This is a genomic window from Bacteroides sp. MSSM.1001136sp1_RTP21357st2_D2_RTP21359_211015, assembly GCF_040913205.1.
Taxonomy (GTDB): Bacteria; Bacteroidota; Bacteroidia; order Bacteroidales; family Bacteroidaceae; genus Bacteroides; species Bacteroides ovatus.
The window spans coordinates 1-16,798 of record NZ_JBDFVF010000038.1; the positions used below are offsets into that span (position 1 = coordinate 1).

Below are 16,798 nucleotides of genomic sequence, written 5' to 3' on the forward strand. Positions count from 1 at the left end.
CAATGATGCTTTGTTCAAAGTACAGAGTGATGTGATCCGTCATCTGGCAGCAGAAAGATCTTGTGTCTTTGTAGGACGTTGCGCAGATTATATTCTGAGAGAGCATCCTCGTTGCGCTAATGTTTTTATTTCAGCCTCTAAAGAAGATCGCATAGCGCGGTTGTGTGGCATGCATCATATTGATGCGGAAGCTGCAGAAGAAATGATCGAAAAAGCGGATAAGAGACGTTCGGAATACTATAATTATTATAGCTATAAAACATGGGGAGCAGCAGCTACTTATCATTTGTGCATTGATTCTTCTTCTTTGGGAATTGAAGAGACAGTGCGGTTCATTGAAGAATTTGTAGTAAAGAAACTGCAGCTTGTATGACAGGATAGAAAAGCAGATTGAAAAAATAAATAAAGCCGGCATATTCCATTTGGATATAGCCGGCTTTATTGTTTATATGCTAAACTTGATTTACATCATTGCTAATAATATCATCTGTCCCGTTAGAATACGGAGGAACATTGATAACGGATAAACTGTAGAGTATCCCACTGCCGGAGCATCTCCGGAGGTTGTTTGATTGGCATAAGCCAATGCCGGTGGGTCGGTATTACTACCGGCTATCAATCCCATCAGGGTGAAGTAGTTTACCTTATAATATAATCTTGCGATGGTGCCGATGATAAGTAGCGGGATAACGGTGATAAGGAAACCGGAACCTACGTATAGTAATCCGTCTCCCTCGACTACCGTTTGCACGAAATTGGCACCGGCATCTATACCGACACTGGCAAGGAAGAGAACGATACCGATTTCACGAAGCATCAGGTTGGCACTCATGGTTGTATAAGTCACTAAATGCAGCTTATGACCGAAACGGCCGATAAGAATAGCCACTACCAGCGGTCCGCCTGCCAAACCTAATTTTAAAGGAGTCGGCATACCCGGGAATGCAATCGGAAGACTACCCAGAAGGATACCTAAGAAGATACCAACGAAGATCGTAACAATGTTCGGAGTATCCAAGCGTTTCAACTGATTACCCAGTACACCGGCAACACGTTCCACTGCATCTTGCTGTCCTACCACCATAACGCGGTCACCTACCTGAAGTATCAGATTCGGATCGGCAAACAGGTCCATACCGGAACGGTTGATACGAGTGACATTGACCCCATACATACTACGGAAGTGCATAGAACCTAATGTTTTACCATTGATTTCCGGTTTGGTAACCAGAATACGACGGGAAACCATTGGGAGGTCTTGTTTTTCCCAGTCGAGCTCCACTTCTTTTCCGATAAATACTACAATTGCAGGAGCGTCTTCTTCCGAGCAGACGATAAATAACTGGTCGCCTATATTAAACACTGTTTCATGGTCGGGAATACTTACATGACCATCATGGCGAATTCGGGAGCAAACGAACTTACGGCCCAGGAAATTCTTGATTTCAATCAGCGTTTTTCCACTAATTGATTCATTGCGAACTTCCAGGCTCATCATGTGAGGTTTGTGGTGTGAATCTCCACTTTGGATTTTCAGGCTTTCTTCTTCTTTCGCCATATTGACACGGAAGATGTAACGGATGGCAATGATAGAACCAATGATACCTACCACACCGAGGGGATAAGCACATGCATAACCGAGAGCAATCTGCGGACCGGTATAATGCAACTGATTCAGAGCCTCATTGGCAGCACCAAGTCCCGGAGTATTTGTCACTGCTCCGTAAAGGATACCTACCATCATCGGCAGTTCTACCCGGCCGTTCCAGAGGTAATAAAGCCCCAGTGCGACAGCAATATTTAACACTACGATGCCTACAGCCAACAGGTTTAATGTCATTCCTCCTTTTTTGAAAGAGGAGAAGAAAGATGGCCCCACCTGAAGACCGATACAGAATACGAACAAGATCAATCCGAATTCACGGATGAAATGTAGGATGTGTGTATCGGCTGTGAAGCCGAAATGTCCCATTAGGATGCCGGCAAACAAAACAAATGTGACGCCCAAAGAAACTCCGAATATCTTTATCTTACCAAGATACACGCCGGCAGCCACTACAAATGCGTAGAGGAGCACGATGTGAGCTACGGAGCTGGGGTCCCATAATAAACTTTGTAACCAATCCATAATATAGCAGTTTTTATAATGTTTTTCTAAAAACGAGTGCAAAATTACTCATAACATTGGAGCTAATCAAATAAAAGAAGAACTAAAAATGAAGAATTTCTATGCAGATTGTATGCACTTGACGAATCGGGGCGTCCTGTGCGAATTTTCCCTAAAAAAGAGATTCGTTTTAACTTATTGGTTATATTTGCAGGTCGAACGACTGACATTTAGAAAGAGATAGATAAAAATAAAGACAATATTAATCTTGTTTTAATTTTAAATAAACTATGGCAGACAAAAAAGAAAAACTCTTCTCAGACTTTTCTCCTGCCTCCACCGAACAATGGATGGAGAAGGTTACAGCCGATTTAAAAGGTGCTGATTTTGAGAAGAAGCTCGTTTGGAAAACAAACGAAGGGTTTAAAGTGAAACCTTTTTACCGGATGGAAGATCTGGAGGATTTAAAAACTACTGATGCACTTCCTGGAGAGTTCCCTTATTTAAGAGGAACTAAAAAAGACAACAATGCATGGTTGGTTCGTCAGGAAATTAGAGTAGAATGTCCGAAAGAAGCCAATGCGAAAGCACTGGATATCCTAAATAAGGGTGTTGACTCACTTTCTTTCCATGTGAAAGCAAAAGAACTTAATGCGGAATATATTGAAACACTGTTAAGTGATATTCAGGCAGAGTGTGTTGAACTGAATTTCTCAACCTGTCAGGGGCATGTGGTTGAGTTGGCTAATCTGCTGGTAGCTTATTTCCAGAAGAAAGATTATGATGTGAAGAAACTGAAAGGTTCTATCAACTATGATTTCTTCAACAAGATGCTGACTCGTGGCAAGGAGAAAGGTGATATGGTACAGACAGCCAAATCTTTGATTGAAGCCATTCAGCCGCTTCCTTTCTATCGTGTGCTGAATGTAAACGCTTTATCATTGAATAATGCAGGCGCTTATATTTCTCAGGAACTGGGCTATGCTCTGGCTTGGGGAAATGAATATATGGGTCAATTGACTGATGCCGGTATTCCTGCTGCCATAGTAGCCAAGAAAATCAAATTTAATTTTGGTATCAGTTCCAATTATTTCCTTGAAATAGCGAAATTCCGTGCGGCACGTTTGCTTTGGGCAAATATTGTAGCTTCTTACAATCCCGAATGTGTGCGTGATTGCGAGAATAAAGGTCCTAACGGAGAATGTCGTTGCGCAGCAAAAATGGCGGTTCATGCCGAAACTTCTACTTTCAATCTTACTTTGTTTGATGCACATGTAAATCTGCTTCGTACACAGACTGAAGCCATGAGTGCTGCATTAGGAGGCGTAGACTCTATGACGGTAACTCCGTTTGATAAGACTTATGAGACTCCGGACGAGTTCTCAGAACGCCTGGCTCGTAACCAACAACTGCTGCTGAAAGAAGAATCTCATTTTGATAAAGTGATCGACCCTGCTGCCGGTTCTTATTATATCGAGAATCTGACTGTGGCTATTGCAAAACAGGCTTGGGAACTCTTCCTTGCTGTAGAAGAAGCAGGTGGCTTCTATGCGGCATTGAAAGCAGGAACTGTTCAGGCTGCTGTGAATGAGAGCAACAAAGCTCGTCATAAAGCAGTTGCACAGCGTCGTGAAGTGCTGTTGGGTACCAACCAATTCCCGAACTTCAATGAAAAGGCTGGCAATAAGCAACCTGTTGAAGGTAAGTGTTGTTGCGGAGGTGACTCTCACACTTGCGAAAAAGAGGTGGATACTCTGGTGTTCGATCGTGCTGCCAGTCAGTTTGAAGCATTGCGTCTCGAAACAGAAGCATCAGGCAAACGTCCGAAAGCGTTCATGTTAACCATTGGTAATCTGGCCATGCGTCAGGCACGTGCTCAATATTCTTGTAACTTCCTGGCTTGTGCCGGTTATGAAGTAATTGATAATCTGGGATTTGAGACAGTAGAAGCAGGAGTAGAGGCAGCTATGGCTGCAAAAGCTGATATTGTTGTTATCTGTTCCAGCGATGATGAATATGCTGAATATGCAATTCCTGCTTTCAAAGCACTGAATGGTCGTGCTATGTTTATCATTGCCGGTGCTCCGGCTTGTATGGACGACCTGAAAGCTGCAGGTATCGAAAACTTCATCCATGTTCGTGTCAATGTATTGGATACCTTGAAAGAGTTTAACGCTAAACTATTGAAGTAAGATGAGAAAAGATTTTAAAAACATCGATATATATGCCGCATTTCAGCCGACTAATGGTGCTGAATGGCAAAAGGCTAACGGTATCTCCGCTGACTGGAAAACACCGGAACACATTGAAGTGAAGCCTGTTTATACAAAAGAAGACCTCGAAGGAATGGAACACCTTGGCTATGCTGCCGGACTTCCTCCTTATCTGCGCGGTCCGTATTCAGTAATGTACACTCTTCGTCCCTGGACCATCCGCCAGTATGCCGGATTTTCTACCGCCGAAGAATCAAATGCATTTTATCGCCGTAATTTGGCTGCCGGTCAGAAAGGTTTGTCAGTGGCATTCGACTTAGCTACTCACCGCGGTTATGACCCCGATCACGAACGTGTAGTAGGTGACGTAGGTAAAGCCGGTGTATCTATCTGTTCATTGGAAAATATGAAAGTGCTGTTCGATGGTATCCCATTGAACAAGATGTCTGTGTCTATGACAATGAATGGAGCTGTACTTCCGATTATGGCATTCTATATCAATGCCGGTCTGGAACAAGGTGCTAAACTCGAAGAAATGGCCGGTACTATCCAGAATGATATTCTGAAAGAATTCATGGTGCGTAATACTTATATTTATCCGCCTGCATTCTCTATGAAGATTATTTCAGATATTTTCGAATACACTTCGCAGAAGATGCCTAAGTTCAACTCTATCTCTATCTCCGGTTATCACATGCAGGAAGCAGGCGCAACCGCGGATATCGAGTTAGCTTATACATTGGCCGATGGTTTGGAATATCTTCGTGCAGGAACGGCAGCAGGCATTGATATTGATGCATTTGCACCGCGTCTGTCTTTCTTCTGGGCGATTGGAACCAATCACTTTATGGAAATAGCCAAGATGCGTGCTGCACGTATGTTGTGGGCAAAGATTGTGAAACAATTCAATCCGAAGAACCCGAAATCACTGGCGTTGCGTACTCACTCGCAGACTTCAGGCTGGTCACTGACCGAACAGGATCCGTTCAATAACGTAGGACGTACCTGTATTGAGGCTATGGCTGCAGCTTTGGGGCATACTCAATCTTTGCATACCAATGCATTGGATGAGGCTATTGCTCTTCCAACAGATTTTTCCGCACGTATTGCCCGTAATACACAGATTTACATTCAGGAAGAAACTTACATCTGCAAGAACGTTGACCCATGGGGTGGTTCTTACTATGTAGAATCTCTGACGAACGAACTGGCACACAAGGCTTGGGAGCATATTCAGGAAATTGAAAAACTGGGTGGTATGGCGAAAGCTATCGAAACAGGTATTCCAAAGATGCGTATCGAAGAAGCTGCTGCACGTACACAGGCTCGTATCGACAGTGGTCAGCAGACAATTGTCGGTGTGAACAAGTATCGTTTGGAAAAAGAAGCTCCGATTGATATTCTTGAAATTGATAATACTGCAGTCCGTCTTGAACAGATCGAAAACCTGAAACGTTTGAAAGATGGACGTAACCAGGCTGAAGTGGACAAAGCATTGGTAGCAATTACCGAATGTGTGAAGACTGGCAAGGGTAATTTGTTGGAATTGGCTGTGGAAGCAGCTCGTGTTCGCGCAACATTGGGTGAGATTTCTTATGCTTGTGAACAGATAGTAGGACGTTATAAAGCAATAATTAGAACGATATCAGGCGTGTATTCATCAGAAAGTAAAAACGATAGCGACTTCAAACGTGCTTGTGAACTGGCCGAGAAGTTCGCGAAGAAAGAGGGACGTCAACCTCGTATCATGGTTGCAAAGATGGGACAGGACGGTCACGACCGTGGTGCTAAAGTCGTAGCAACCGGTTATGCTGACTGTGGCTTCGATGTGGATATGGGACCGTTGTTCCAGACTCCGGCGGAAGCTGCTCGCGAGGCTGTTGAAAACGACGTTCATGTAGTAGGTGTTTCTTCACTGGCTGCCGGACATAAGACATTGGTTCCGCAAATTATTGAAGAACTGAAGAAACTGGGTCGCGAAGACATTGTAGTGATTGCCGGTGGTGTTATTCCTGCACAAGATTACGATTTCTTGTATAAGGCAGGTGTAGCTGCTATCTTCGGTCCGGGTACTCCGGTAGCGAAAGCTGCTTGTCAGATTCTGGAAATCCTAATGGATGAAGAATAAGGAAAACTTTCTTATTGACAGATTGTATATGCAATAAGTGGGAAACCATGAATTAATAGAAAAAAGGGTCAGTAACTGACCCTTTTTTTGTATCCTATTATTGAAAACTTCCTTTTTGGCGTTTTATAAAAAAGTACCTCAAATTTGATTTATTGAAAAAATATTCATAATATTGTCATCACTTTGTTAACTGTTGACCCGTACCTTTGCGCATAAATTTCTAAACTATGGTAGATTTCATGGATGATAAACAATTATTGGGAGAGCTGAAAAGAGGCAATAATGCAGCTTTTGAGTTTCTGTTCAAGAGTTATTATCCTCGTTTGCGAGGGTATGCTATTCGTTTTATAGAAGATGAAGAAACGGTTCGTGATATTATTCAAGAGTGTTTCTTACGATTTTGGGAACGTCGCGAAATGTTATCTGCCTTCTCACTTACTTCTCTTCTTTTTTCTATGGTCCGCAATGGATGTCTAAATTATCTGAAGCATCGCTCGATTGTTGAAAAGTACCGGGTGGAGTACTTGGCAAAGGTGGATGGGGAAGAAAGACTCTACTATGCAGACTTTATGCAGGATGCAGAACATAAATTATTATACAAAGAATTGCAGGAGCAGATTGCCCTTGTGCTTAATCAGTTGCCGGACAGGTCGCGTGAGATTTTTTTGTTAAGCCGTTTCAGGGGATTGAAGAACAGGGAAATCGCAGAAAAACTACAAATATCTACCACAGCAGTCGAAAAGCATATAGCAAGGGCTTTGGAATATTTCTCCCGGCATTTTAGCGAACGCTATCCGGTGGATCTGTATATAGTGATATTGGCATGGCTGATGATGGAGCAGAAATAATCAATGCACTCTTCGGTTATATAAAGAATAAGAAGCAGGAAAGTTTTTTCTGCTTTTTTTGTTTCAGAGGTTGGGTAAAAGAAATATGGGTTGTTACATCTTATAGAAAGTGAATATCATGAAGCAAGAAGAAAATATCCGTGAATTGGCTATTCAGTATTTTGAAGGACGCATATCAAGAGCTGACGAAAAGAATCTGTTCGAATATATCGAACAGGTGGAAGGTGGCTATGGCAGGTTCCGTCAATGGGAGAGAGAATGGATGAATCACCGGAATACCGATTCGGAGACAGATGCCGAATGGGAAGCTTTGAAGCATAAGATGTATACGCAGGAAGCGATTGTTCCGTTATTGAAAAAGTCGAAACTTGGTATATGGAAGATAGCCCGTATTGCTGCCGTTATAGCATTGATTGTCGGTACTACGTTGGGTATTCAACAGGCTATTTACTTGTTTACGCCAAAGACTTTCTTTGTTTGCGAAGCTCCGTTGGGGGATAAAAGTAAGATACAGCTTTCGGATGGTACGGTTGTATGGCTGAATGCAGGTTCCGTATTAAGATATTCGAATCATTTTAATACAGCCGACCGGGTGGTGGAGCTGGAAGGAGAGGGGTATTTTGAGGTGACTAAACAGAATGGAAAGCAATTTACGGTAAAGACGCATGAATATGATGTGGTGGTGAAAGGTACGAAATTTAATGTATCTGCCTATTCGGACGATTCGTATATAACAACCACCTTGCTGGAAGGAGCGGTAGAGTTGAATTATAAAGAAGATCAGATACGGATGTCTCCGGGAGAATCTATTTCTCTGGATTTGGCAACAGGACAGTTGAAAGGAAAGAAGGTAAATGCACGTCAGGCAATGGCGTGGGCGGAAGACAGGATTGAATATGATGACATTACGTTAGGAGAGATGGTGAAGAAGCTTTCACGTCAGTACGATGTGCATATTCAGTTAGAGTCGGAGAAATTGGGCGATATGAAGTTCCGTGTTTCGTTGCGTAATAAAGAGACAATCGTAGATGTAATGGATGCACTGAAAGAAATCATACCTATCAAAGTAGAATATAAGGAAAAGGATATATATATAAGATAAGAACTCAATGTTTAATTGTAAAGAAATCAAGTATGAATATTACTCAAATAGGCAGATTTGGGATGCTGTTGATGATGGCATCTGTTGCAATCTCGTGTTCTGACCCTAATCCTTTGGACTCATACACTCGTGTTCCGTTCGAAAAAACGGAAACGGATGACGGAAATGGTGATGGTGACGGAGACGGTGCCGGCGGTTTGTTCGAGAAAGGAAACGGAACGGACAGCAAACCTTATATGATAATGAATGCTACGCAGATCAGAAATATGCGTAGTGTGTTGAAATCGGGAATGAAAGTTTATTTCCAGTTAGGTGCTGATATTGATATGGCAGGCATTGATGACTGGCAGTCGTTGAATGGTTCCGGTGATTTTCCTTATGAAATAGATTTTGACGGAGACAGCCATGTCATTAAGAACTTCAAATGTTCTGCCGGTGATTATCCAAGTTTCTTCGGAGTATTGTGCGGTGATTGTCGTAATGTGGGCTTTGTGAATGCTTCTGTATCATCTGCTCGGCAGGGGATTGGAATTATTACCGGTTATCTCGGACTTAAAGATAAAGGTAACGGAAATAAGACAGGAAGAATTGTGAACTGCTATACGACCGGCGAAGTAATCGGTTCTGGTGCGGCAGGTGGAATAGCCGGTGTATTGGCAAATAGCTATGATGGGCAAGAAAGTTATATAAAGAACTGTTATTCAAATGCAACGGTCAGCGATCAGGCGGCAAGTGGCGGAAAAGCAGGCGGTATTGCCGGACGGAAAGTAGGTGTCGGCGGATTTATTGAGAACTGCTATGCATACGGAGCAGTCAGTGCAACTAAAGGAGGCGTAGGCGGTATTTTGGGACAAATCGACAAAAGTTGTGACATTGCTATCAAGAACAGCGCAGCATGGAGTAACTTGACCGGAGTGGATGCTTCGTCAACCGTAGGACGCATTGTTGGGGTCTCTGCTTCATTAGGCAGTTATGAGAATTGTTACGCCTGCGAAAGTATTGTACTCAAAGTGAATGAAAAAACGATTACCGCATCAGACGAATCATCAGCCACGGGAACAACTTTTCACGGAGTGGCGAAGTCAGCGGAAGAACTGGGGAATATCATCGTAGCCTGGAATCCGAATCTTTGGAAAAAAGGAACGAACGGTTATCCGATATTCCAGTGGTCTGAATAAATAAAGCCAGTCGATACAAAAAAGCAGAAATAATCTGCTTTTTTGCTTTTATAGGGGTTGGGCAGATGAATGATGAGTTGTTTTATCTTATAGAAGCGATTCAGAGAAATACTACAATCGAATATATATATCCTTAAATATAAATCACTTTAAATTGTAACAACTTAATTGATAAAATTATGAATGACCGAAGAAACTCATTTTTTAGACTGTTTCTCCTGATTCTGTTGTGTTTGGGCGTCCAGTCACTACGGGCGCAGACAGTTACAAAGGTCTTTAAAAATGAGCCGCTGAAGGCGGTATTGAAAGAAGTTGAGCGGCAGACGAAGTACTCCATTATCTATAAAACGGACGAGGTTAATGAAAACAAGAAGATAACGGCTTCCTTTCAGCAGGCAACTGTTAATAATGTGCTTGCTACTGTTTTGGATAAGGATGTAGAGTATAAACTACAAAACCGGATGATTATCATCACAAAGAAAACAGAACGTAATACTACTGCCGTCCCATCGCAGCCTTTACATCGGGTTACGGGGAAAGTGGTCGATGTGAACGGTGACCCGGTAATCGGTGCCAGTGTACAGGTGATGGGACAGTCTATGGGAACGATCACGAATTTGGATGGTGAATTTACATTATCCTCGGTTCCGGCCAATGCCCTAGTCGTTGTGTCCTATATTGGATTTGAGAAGAAAGAAATTAAAGTCTCCGACTTGCAGAAATCTTCGAGAGTAATACTCCGGGAGGATACGGCTACGCTGGAAGAAGTGGTGGTGGTAGGCTATGGTACTCAAAAGAAAATAAACCTGACGGGAGCTGTTGCAGTAGTAGACAGTAAAGCGATGGAAGACAGACCCGTGCCGAGAGCCTCACAGATGTTGCAAGGGACTGTGCCCAATATGAATGTAACTTTTGGGTCTGGGTATCCGGGAGCTTCGGCAACTATCAATATCCGTGGTGTGAATTCTATCAGTGGCAATGCATCGCCATTAGTGCTGATTGACGGAATAGAAGGGGATATCGACCGCTTGAATCCGAATGACATCGCTTCCATTTCCGTATTAAAAGATGCATCTTCGGCCGCTATTTACGGGGCTCGTGCTTCTTATGGTGTTATCCTCGTGACTACCAAGGAAGGCTCCGCCCGCAAGACTACCGTTTCGTATGATGGAAGATATTCATGGAGTAATCAGACGACTTCTACTGATTTTGAAACCAGGGGATATTATTCGGCAGGCATCAACGACTTGTTTTATACCAATTATAACGGAAAGCCTTATACCAACTATACGGAAGAAGACTACCGCCAGCTTTGGTTGCGCCGGAATGATAAAACGGAGAATCCCGAACGTCCCTGGGTAGTTACCGACCAACGTGACGGAAGAGATACATACGTCTATTACGGTAACTTCGACTGGTATAATTATCTTTATCGTAAAAACAGACCGATGTGGGAGCACAATATCAGTGTCAGTGGAGGAAATGAAAAGTTGAACTATTATTTATCAGGAAATACAGTTGACCAAACGGGTATCTTCAGACAGAATCCTGATAAATACAAGGTGTATAATTTCAGAAGTAAAATCTCGGCAAAGATCACTCCACGACTGACAATCAGCAATAACACGAAGTACCATTATAATAGTTACTCTTATCCGGGATTATCGGGTATTAATAACAACTTCAATACTGCGGTGAATCATGCACTGGCGAGCTTTGTACCCATTAATCCGGATGGCAGTGCGGTGTATCTGACTTCGTTGAGCAATTCTGCTGTTTTGGATGGCATGGGAGCTATCCTTGCTTATGGAAAACATAAGAATGAAGACCAGCGGTATGAGTTTTCCACGACTTTCGAAGCAAGTTTCAATGTAATGAAGAACCTGAATGTCCGTGCAAATTACAGCTACCTGCACTATAACTATCAGACCATGAACAGAACAGTAAATGTACCATATTCTAAGTATCCGGGTGAGATATCCTATCTGACTACCGGAAGCGGTGTGAATCAGTTGAAAGAAACGCAGACCAATCATTGGTATCAGGCTTTCAATGTTTATGGTGATTATATGCTGGATATTGCCGACCATCAGATAAAAATCATGGCAGGTTACAATTATGAAACCAAGCGCCTGAAAGATATCAAAGTCTCCCGCCAGGGCTTGCTCTCCGATGACTTGAATGACTTAAATCTGGCAGTCGGAGATGCGATGACTATGTCCGGCGGACAAAATGAATATGCGCTTTTGGGAGCATTTTATCGTCTTAATTACTCCTATAAAGGAGGTCGTTACCTATTTGAGACGAGTGGACGCTATGACGGAAGTTCACGTTTCAGAAGCGGACACCGTTTCGGTTTCTTCCCCTCGGCTTCCGTAGGATGGAGAATCAGTGAAGAACCGTTTTTCGGGAATTTAAAGAAGAATATTGATAATGTGAAATTGCGTCTGTCATACGGTTCGTTGGGAAATCAGCAGGTAGGATACTACGATTATATCCAAACCATTAATACCAACGGTACAATGAATTATATCTTTGGCGATCAGAAGAAAGGCTCTTATGCAAGTGTCTCCGACCCGAATTCCGCCGACCTGACCTGGGAAACCGTTTCGACTTGGAACGTAGGACTCGATCTCGGATTCCTGAACAACCGTCTGAACCTGACTGCCGATGCCTATGTTCGTGATACTAAAGGTATGCAAACTTCCGGCAAAAAGCTTCCCGGTGCTTATGGAGCCAACGAGCCCAAGCAAAATGCAGCCAACTTGCGTACCAAAGGCTGGGAATTGATGCTGACCTGGAATGATGCTTTCAAACTGGCAAACAAACCTTTCCGTTATAACCTGTCTGTAGGCTTGGCAGATAATACATCGGAAATAACCAAATTCGATAATCCTTCCAAGATATTGAGTGATTATTATGTAGGTCAGAAATTGGGAGATATCTGGGGATATGTAGTAGACGGACTTTTCAGAACAGACGAAGAAGCGGCAAACTATAACGTCGACCAAACAGCAGTCAACTTCGTTATCAATACAGCGCAGGTGAATCCGGGACTTCACGCCGGTGATATGAAATTTGTTGATTTAGACGGCGACCATACAATATCTTCCGGCTCGAACACGGCAGATGATCCGGGCGACCGTAAAATAATCGGAAACTCATTGCCGCGCTATACATACAGTATTCAAGGTGGATTCGACTGGTATGGATTCGACTTCTCCATCTATCTTCAGGGAGTAGGACATCAAGACTGGTATCCGGGTACTAATTCTGTATTCTTTTGGGGACCATACGCTCGTCCGTATTCATCGTTCATTCCACGCGATTTCTTGAGCCAGGTATGGAGCCCGGAAAATCCCGATGCTTATTTCCCACGTCCGATAGGGTATCTTGCCCTCGGCAATAACCGTTCTTTGGGAGTGGTGAACGACCGTTATTTGCAGAATCTGGCTTATTGCAGAGTGAAGAATATCACAGTAGGCTATACGATTCCCGCCGTATGGACGAAGAAGGTAAAGATAGAACGCCTGCATATCTATTTCAGTGGTGAGAATCTGTTTACCTTCTCTCCGCTAAAGAGCGACTACATTGATCCGGAACAAGCATCGGCAGAAAATTCCATCCAATCGGCAAATGGTAACGCAAAGTTGTATCCCTGGTCAAAGACCTATTCTTTTGGAGTGAACGTAACTTTTTAAACTAACTAATATTTGAATTATGAAACCTGTTTATATAGTATCTTGGTTGTTCGCGTTGGCGATATCTTTCGTGTCTTGCGACGATTGGTTGGATAAGACACCCAAAGACCGCCTGTATCCGGATGTATATTTCAAGACTGAAGATGAGTTGCGATTATTTACGAATCAGTTTTATAACAATCTGGTTCCGTCCGCTGTCGATATTTATTCCGAGTCGTCCGATTTGATTGTCAAGTCCGACTTGATGCTCGAAATGTCCGGACAGCGCATCATACCCGATGAAGGAAACGGTTGGAATTTTACGGCACTTCGCGATATTAATTTCTATCTGCAGTATTCCCATAACTGCACGGAAGTGAATGCCCGTAACCGTTACGATGGTGTTGCCCGTTTTTTCAGAGCTTATTTCTACTTTGAGAAGGTGAAGAGATATGGCGATATTCCCTGGTATGACAAAGCACTCGACTCGGATGATCCCGAATTGTATAAAGCCCGGGACTCACGTGAATTTGTCATGCAGAAAATGCTGGAGGACCTGGATTTTGCGATAGCCAATCTTCCGAAAACGAAGAATGCGTATGTACTGACCCGGTGGACGGCATTGGCACTGAAATCCCGTGTCTGCCTGTTTGAGGGTACTTTCCGCAAATATCATGGACTGGAGGATTGTGAAAAATACCTGAATGCTTGTGTCTCGGCTTCTGAAACCTTTATGAACGAAAGCGGATATACACTCTATAAATCGGGCAGCACACCTTACAGGGATTTATTCGCTTCCATAAATCTACAAGCGGATGAAGTGATTTTCGGGCGTGACTATGAAGCTTCTCTTTCTGTGCTTCATAATGTGCAGAATTATGAGAACTCCACCACAATGGGACGTCCGGGAATGAACAAGAAGATTGTGAATTCTTATCTGATGGCGGACGGAAGCCGTTTCACGGATAAAGCCGGTTATGAAACGATGACATTCGATCAGGAATGTCAGAATCGGGATCCGCGACTGGCACAAACCATCCGTACCCCTGGATATACGAGAATCGGAAGTACAAAGAAAGAAGCCCCGAACCTGGCTTATACCATGACCGGATATCACCTGATAAAATATTCGATGACGGCTAACTACGATGAATATAATAAATCGTGCAACGATATTCCCCTGTTCCGCACGGCAGAGGTGTATCTGAATTTTGCAGAAGCAAAAGCCGAACTAGGCACTTTGAAGCAAGCCGACATCAATAAATCTATTAAATTACTTAGAGACAGGGTAGGAATGACTAACCTGGATATGGAACTGGCAAATTCAAAACCCGACCCGTATTTGATGAGTGCCGCCACAGGTTATCCGAATGTGAAAGGAGCCAATCAGGGAGTAATCCTTGAAATCCGTCGCGAACGAACCATCGAACTGGCAATGGAGGGTTTCCGTTATTACGACATCATGCGTTGGAAAGAAGGTAAACTATTTGAGAACGATCTGCTGGGAATCTATGTTCCCGGGCCCGGAACTTACGATTTAGATAAAGACGGTACGGATGATGTCTGTTTCTACGTAGGAACAAAACCTGCCGGAAATGTACCTTTATATTTAGAGATCGGCGAGCAGATTCGCTTGTCGAATGGCGAAAGTGGTTATATCATCTGTCATAGTCTGATTACCAAGAAATGGAATGAAGACAGAGATTATTTGTACCCTGTTCCTATCAGCGAACGTACTTTGTCCAATGGTGTGATAACACAGAATCCCGGTTGGAATGACGGATTGAACTTTAATTAATTAGATTCAGAAATATAAATTCTTATGAAAAATATGATTTCTTATATATGTCTTTTGGCAACCGTGTTTGCCAACTTGTCCTGTGCCGACGACATGGACAACTCTAAATTCGATAATATGATACCTTACGGTAAACAGGAAGTTTCCTATACTTATCCGAAAGGGGAGGGGAACCTTAGAGTGTTGACCTTTAATATAAGGCATTGTGCCGGTAACGATGACGTGATTAATTATGACAGGACAGCCGCTGTTATCAACGGAATGGAACCCGATGTCGTTTGCCTGCAGGAAGTGGACTACATGACTACCCGCAGTAATAAAGTCGACCAACTGAAAACCTTGGCGGATAAAACAGGCATGAATCACTATTTTAGTAAGTCAATCGCTTACCAGGGTGGTGAATACGGTAATGGCCTTTTGTTCAAAGGGACGCCGATCAGCACGAAGACTTATCCCCTTCCCGGTGCCGAACTCCGTTCTGCTGCCATAGCCGAATTTGAGAACTATGTAGTTATCTCCACCCACTTGGCTTTGGAAGAGAATAATAGAGTTGAATCTGCAAAACAGCTCACAGACCTTGCCAAAACATATAATAAAGTGGTTTATATGGCTGGTGACTTTAACGAGGACTTGATGAATGGCACATTCTTTACGGAACTGAAGAAAGAATGGGAGGTTGTCAGTTCTACAGAAAACACTTTTCCTACCGGACAGGCTACCAAACGGATTGATTTTGTCGTTACTTTGAAAACTCCACCTACCACTGTGGTAAAATCGAATGTAATATACAACCTGGATGGTGTCAACGTAGCAATAACTTCCGACCATTATCCACTTTATTGTGATTTTAAGAAGCCGACCGGACTTGAAGAATATCCGAAGGCAGAAGGTGACCTGCGCATAGGTAACTATTTCCTGACCTATTGTAAAGGTACAGATGGCGTGATTGATTACGACCGGACAGGACGTATTATCGCCAAAATGAATGCGGATATTGTCTGCTTGCAGGGACTGGATAAGGAGACGGAACGTTCGGAAGGTATCGACCAGTTGAACGTACTGGCACAGAAAGCAAATATGCATGATTACTTTGCTAAAGCCATTGATTATAAAGGCGGTGAATTCGGTGTTGGTATACTGACAAAAGAAGAACCTGTAAGTGTAGACAGATACCAAATGGCGGGAAAGAGCGAGATGCGTGCAGCCATGGTAGTGGAATATGAAAAGTTTGTAGTAGCCAGTACCAACTTCGATACGGATATGGCAAAGCGTATAGAGGCCCTTCAAACGTTAGAAACGAAACTGTCTGCCTATAATAAACCTGCATTCTTGTTAGGATACTTCAATGAGGGCGACTTGGAAAGCGAATTTTTCCAAATGGTGAAGAGTAACTGGAATCTTCTTAGTGCCGATAAGTCTACCGAAGTCAGTGGTAAGAAACGTCGCCTTGACTTTATCGTGTCTTTGAAGAGTCACAACGTAAATGTGACACAGGCTGATGTGATAGAAAGTCTGTCGGGAGTAGATGTGACCGTTGCTTCTACACATTATCCTCTTTTTTGTGATTTCTCCGGTTTAAAATAGAAACGTTATAGAGAGGCTGCACAGAGCTATGCACATATCGTGTGTAGAACTGTGCAGCTTCATTATATAGCTTATCAAACATCAAATGGAGTGGTATAAAAAAGGAGAAAGCGGTACATCTTGAAAACTATTCAGTTGAAGTTATCATTCTTTCTCCGAT

Annotated in this window: 10 protein-coding genes; 9 read left to right on the forward strand and 1 reads right to left on the reverse strand. The window is 43.0% G+C overall.

Features of this window, described 5'->3' with window-relative positions; genetic code table 11:
• A partial coding sequence (locus tag AB5217_RS20505; RefSeq protein ID WP_368117380.1) for an AAA family ATPase occupies positions 1–373 on the forward strand: 373 nt, incomplete at its 5' end.
• 90 nt (positions 374–463) lie between these two features.
• Here AB5217_RS20505 and AB5217_RS20510 read toward each other — a convergent pair.
• Positions 464–2,128: a putative transporter gene (locus tag AB5217_RS20510; protein ID WP_004321876.1), complete on the reverse strand. Its 1,665-nt coding sequence runs from the start codon at positions 2,126–2,128 to the stop codon at positions 464–466.
• 269 nt (positions 2,129–2,397) lie between these two features.
• On the opposite strand from AB5217_RS20510, the gene mutA reads away from it, so the two are divergent.
• The 8 genes from mutA (at position 2,398) to AB5217_RS20550 (ending at position 16,638) form a co-directional block, all read left to right on the forward strand.
• Entirely contained in the window at positions 2,398–4,299 is a 1,902-nt protein-coding gene (mutA, locus tag AB5217_RS20515) for a methylmalonyl-CoA mutase small subunit (RefSeq protein ID WP_368112600.1), read from the forward strand.
• 1 nt (position 4,300) lies between these two features.
• Complete coding sequence (scpA, locus tag AB5217_RS20520) at positions 4,301–6,448, forward strand: methylmalonyl-CoA mutase (protein ID WP_032843993.1); 2,148 nt, start codon at positions 4,301–4,303, stop codon at positions 6,446–6,448.
• A gap of 227 nt (positions 6,449–6,675) precedes the next feature.
• Positions 6,676–7,296, forward strand: a complete 621-nt coding sequence (locus tag AB5217_RS20525; RefSeq protein WP_032843992.1) for an RNA polymerase sigma-70 factor — start codon at positions 6,676–6,678, stop codon at positions 7,294–7,296.
• Positions 7,297–7,414: 118 nt separating this feature from the next.
• On the forward strand, positions 7,415–8,398 hold the full coding sequence (locus tag AB5217_RS20530; RefSeq protein ID WP_032843991.1) for a FecR family protein: 984 nt from the start codon (positions 7,415–7,417) through the stop codon (positions 8,396–8,398).
• A 32-nt stretch (positions 8,399–8,430) separates the two neighbouring features.
• Positions 8,431–9,576, forward strand: a complete 1,146-nt coding sequence (locus tag AB5217_RS20535; protein WP_008776280.1) for a hypothetical protein — start codon at positions 8,431–8,433, stop codon at positions 9,574–9,576.
• A gap of 179 nt (positions 9,577–9,755) precedes the next feature.
• Positions 9,756–13,277, forward strand: a complete 3,522-nt coding sequence (locus tag AB5217_RS20540; protein WP_004312402.1) for a SusC/RagA family TonB-linked outer membrane protein — start codon at positions 9,756–9,758, stop codon at positions 13,275–13,277.
• Positions 13,278–13,296: 19 nt separating this feature from the next.
• Positions 13,297–15,054, forward strand: coding sequence for a RagB/SusD family nutrient uptake outer membrane protein (locus AB5217_RS20545; protein ID WP_022199127.1), 1,758 nt, complete (start codon positions 13,297–13,299; stop codon positions 15,052–15,054).
• A 24-nt stretch (positions 15,055–15,078) separates the two neighbouring features.
• Complete coding sequence (locus AB5217_RS20550) at positions 15,079–16,638, forward strand: endonuclease/exonuclease/phosphatase family protein (RefSeq protein ID WP_032843990.1); 1,560 nt, start codon at positions 15,079–15,081, stop codon at positions 16,636–16,638.
• Positions 16,639–16,798 lie beyond the last annotated feature (160 nt).

Excerpts from the sequence above, each read along its gene's own strand:
- AB5217_RS20510 (WP_004321876.1), bottom strand. The coding sequence starts at position 2,128 with ATGGATTGGTTACAAAGTTTATTATGGGACCCCAGCTCCGTAGCTCAC.
- mutA (WP_368112600.1), top strand. The coding sequence starts at position 2,398 with ATGGCAGACAAAAAAGAAAAACTCTTCTCAGACTTTTCTCCTGCCTCC.
- scpA (WP_032843993.1), top strand. The coding sequence starts at position 4,301 with ATGAGAAAAGATTTTAAAAACATCGATATATATGCCGCATTTCAGCCG.
- AB5217_RS20525 (WP_032843992.1), top strand. The coding sequence starts at position 6,676 with ATGGTAGATTTCATGGATGATAAACAATTATTGGGAGAGCTGAAAAGA.
- AB5217_RS20530 (WP_032843991.1), top strand. The coding sequence starts at position 7,415 with ATGAAGCAAGAAGAAAATATCCGTGAATTGGCTATTCAGTATTTTGAA.
- AB5217_RS20535 (WP_008776280.1), top strand. The coding sequence starts at position 8,431 with ATGAATATTACTCAAATAGGCAGATTTGGGATGCTGTTGATGATGGCA.
- AB5217_RS20540 (WP_004312402.1), top strand. The coding sequence starts at position 9,756 with ATGAATGACCGAAGAAACTCATTTTTTAGACTGTTTCTCCTGATTCTG.
- AB5217_RS20545 (WP_022199127.1), top strand. The coding sequence starts at position 13,297 with ATGAAACCTGTTTATATAGTATCTTGGTTGTTCGCGTTGGCGATATCT.
- AB5217_RS20550 (WP_032843990.1), top strand. The coding sequence starts at position 15,079 with ATGAAAAATATGATTTCTTATATATGTCTTTTGGCAACCGTGTTTGCC.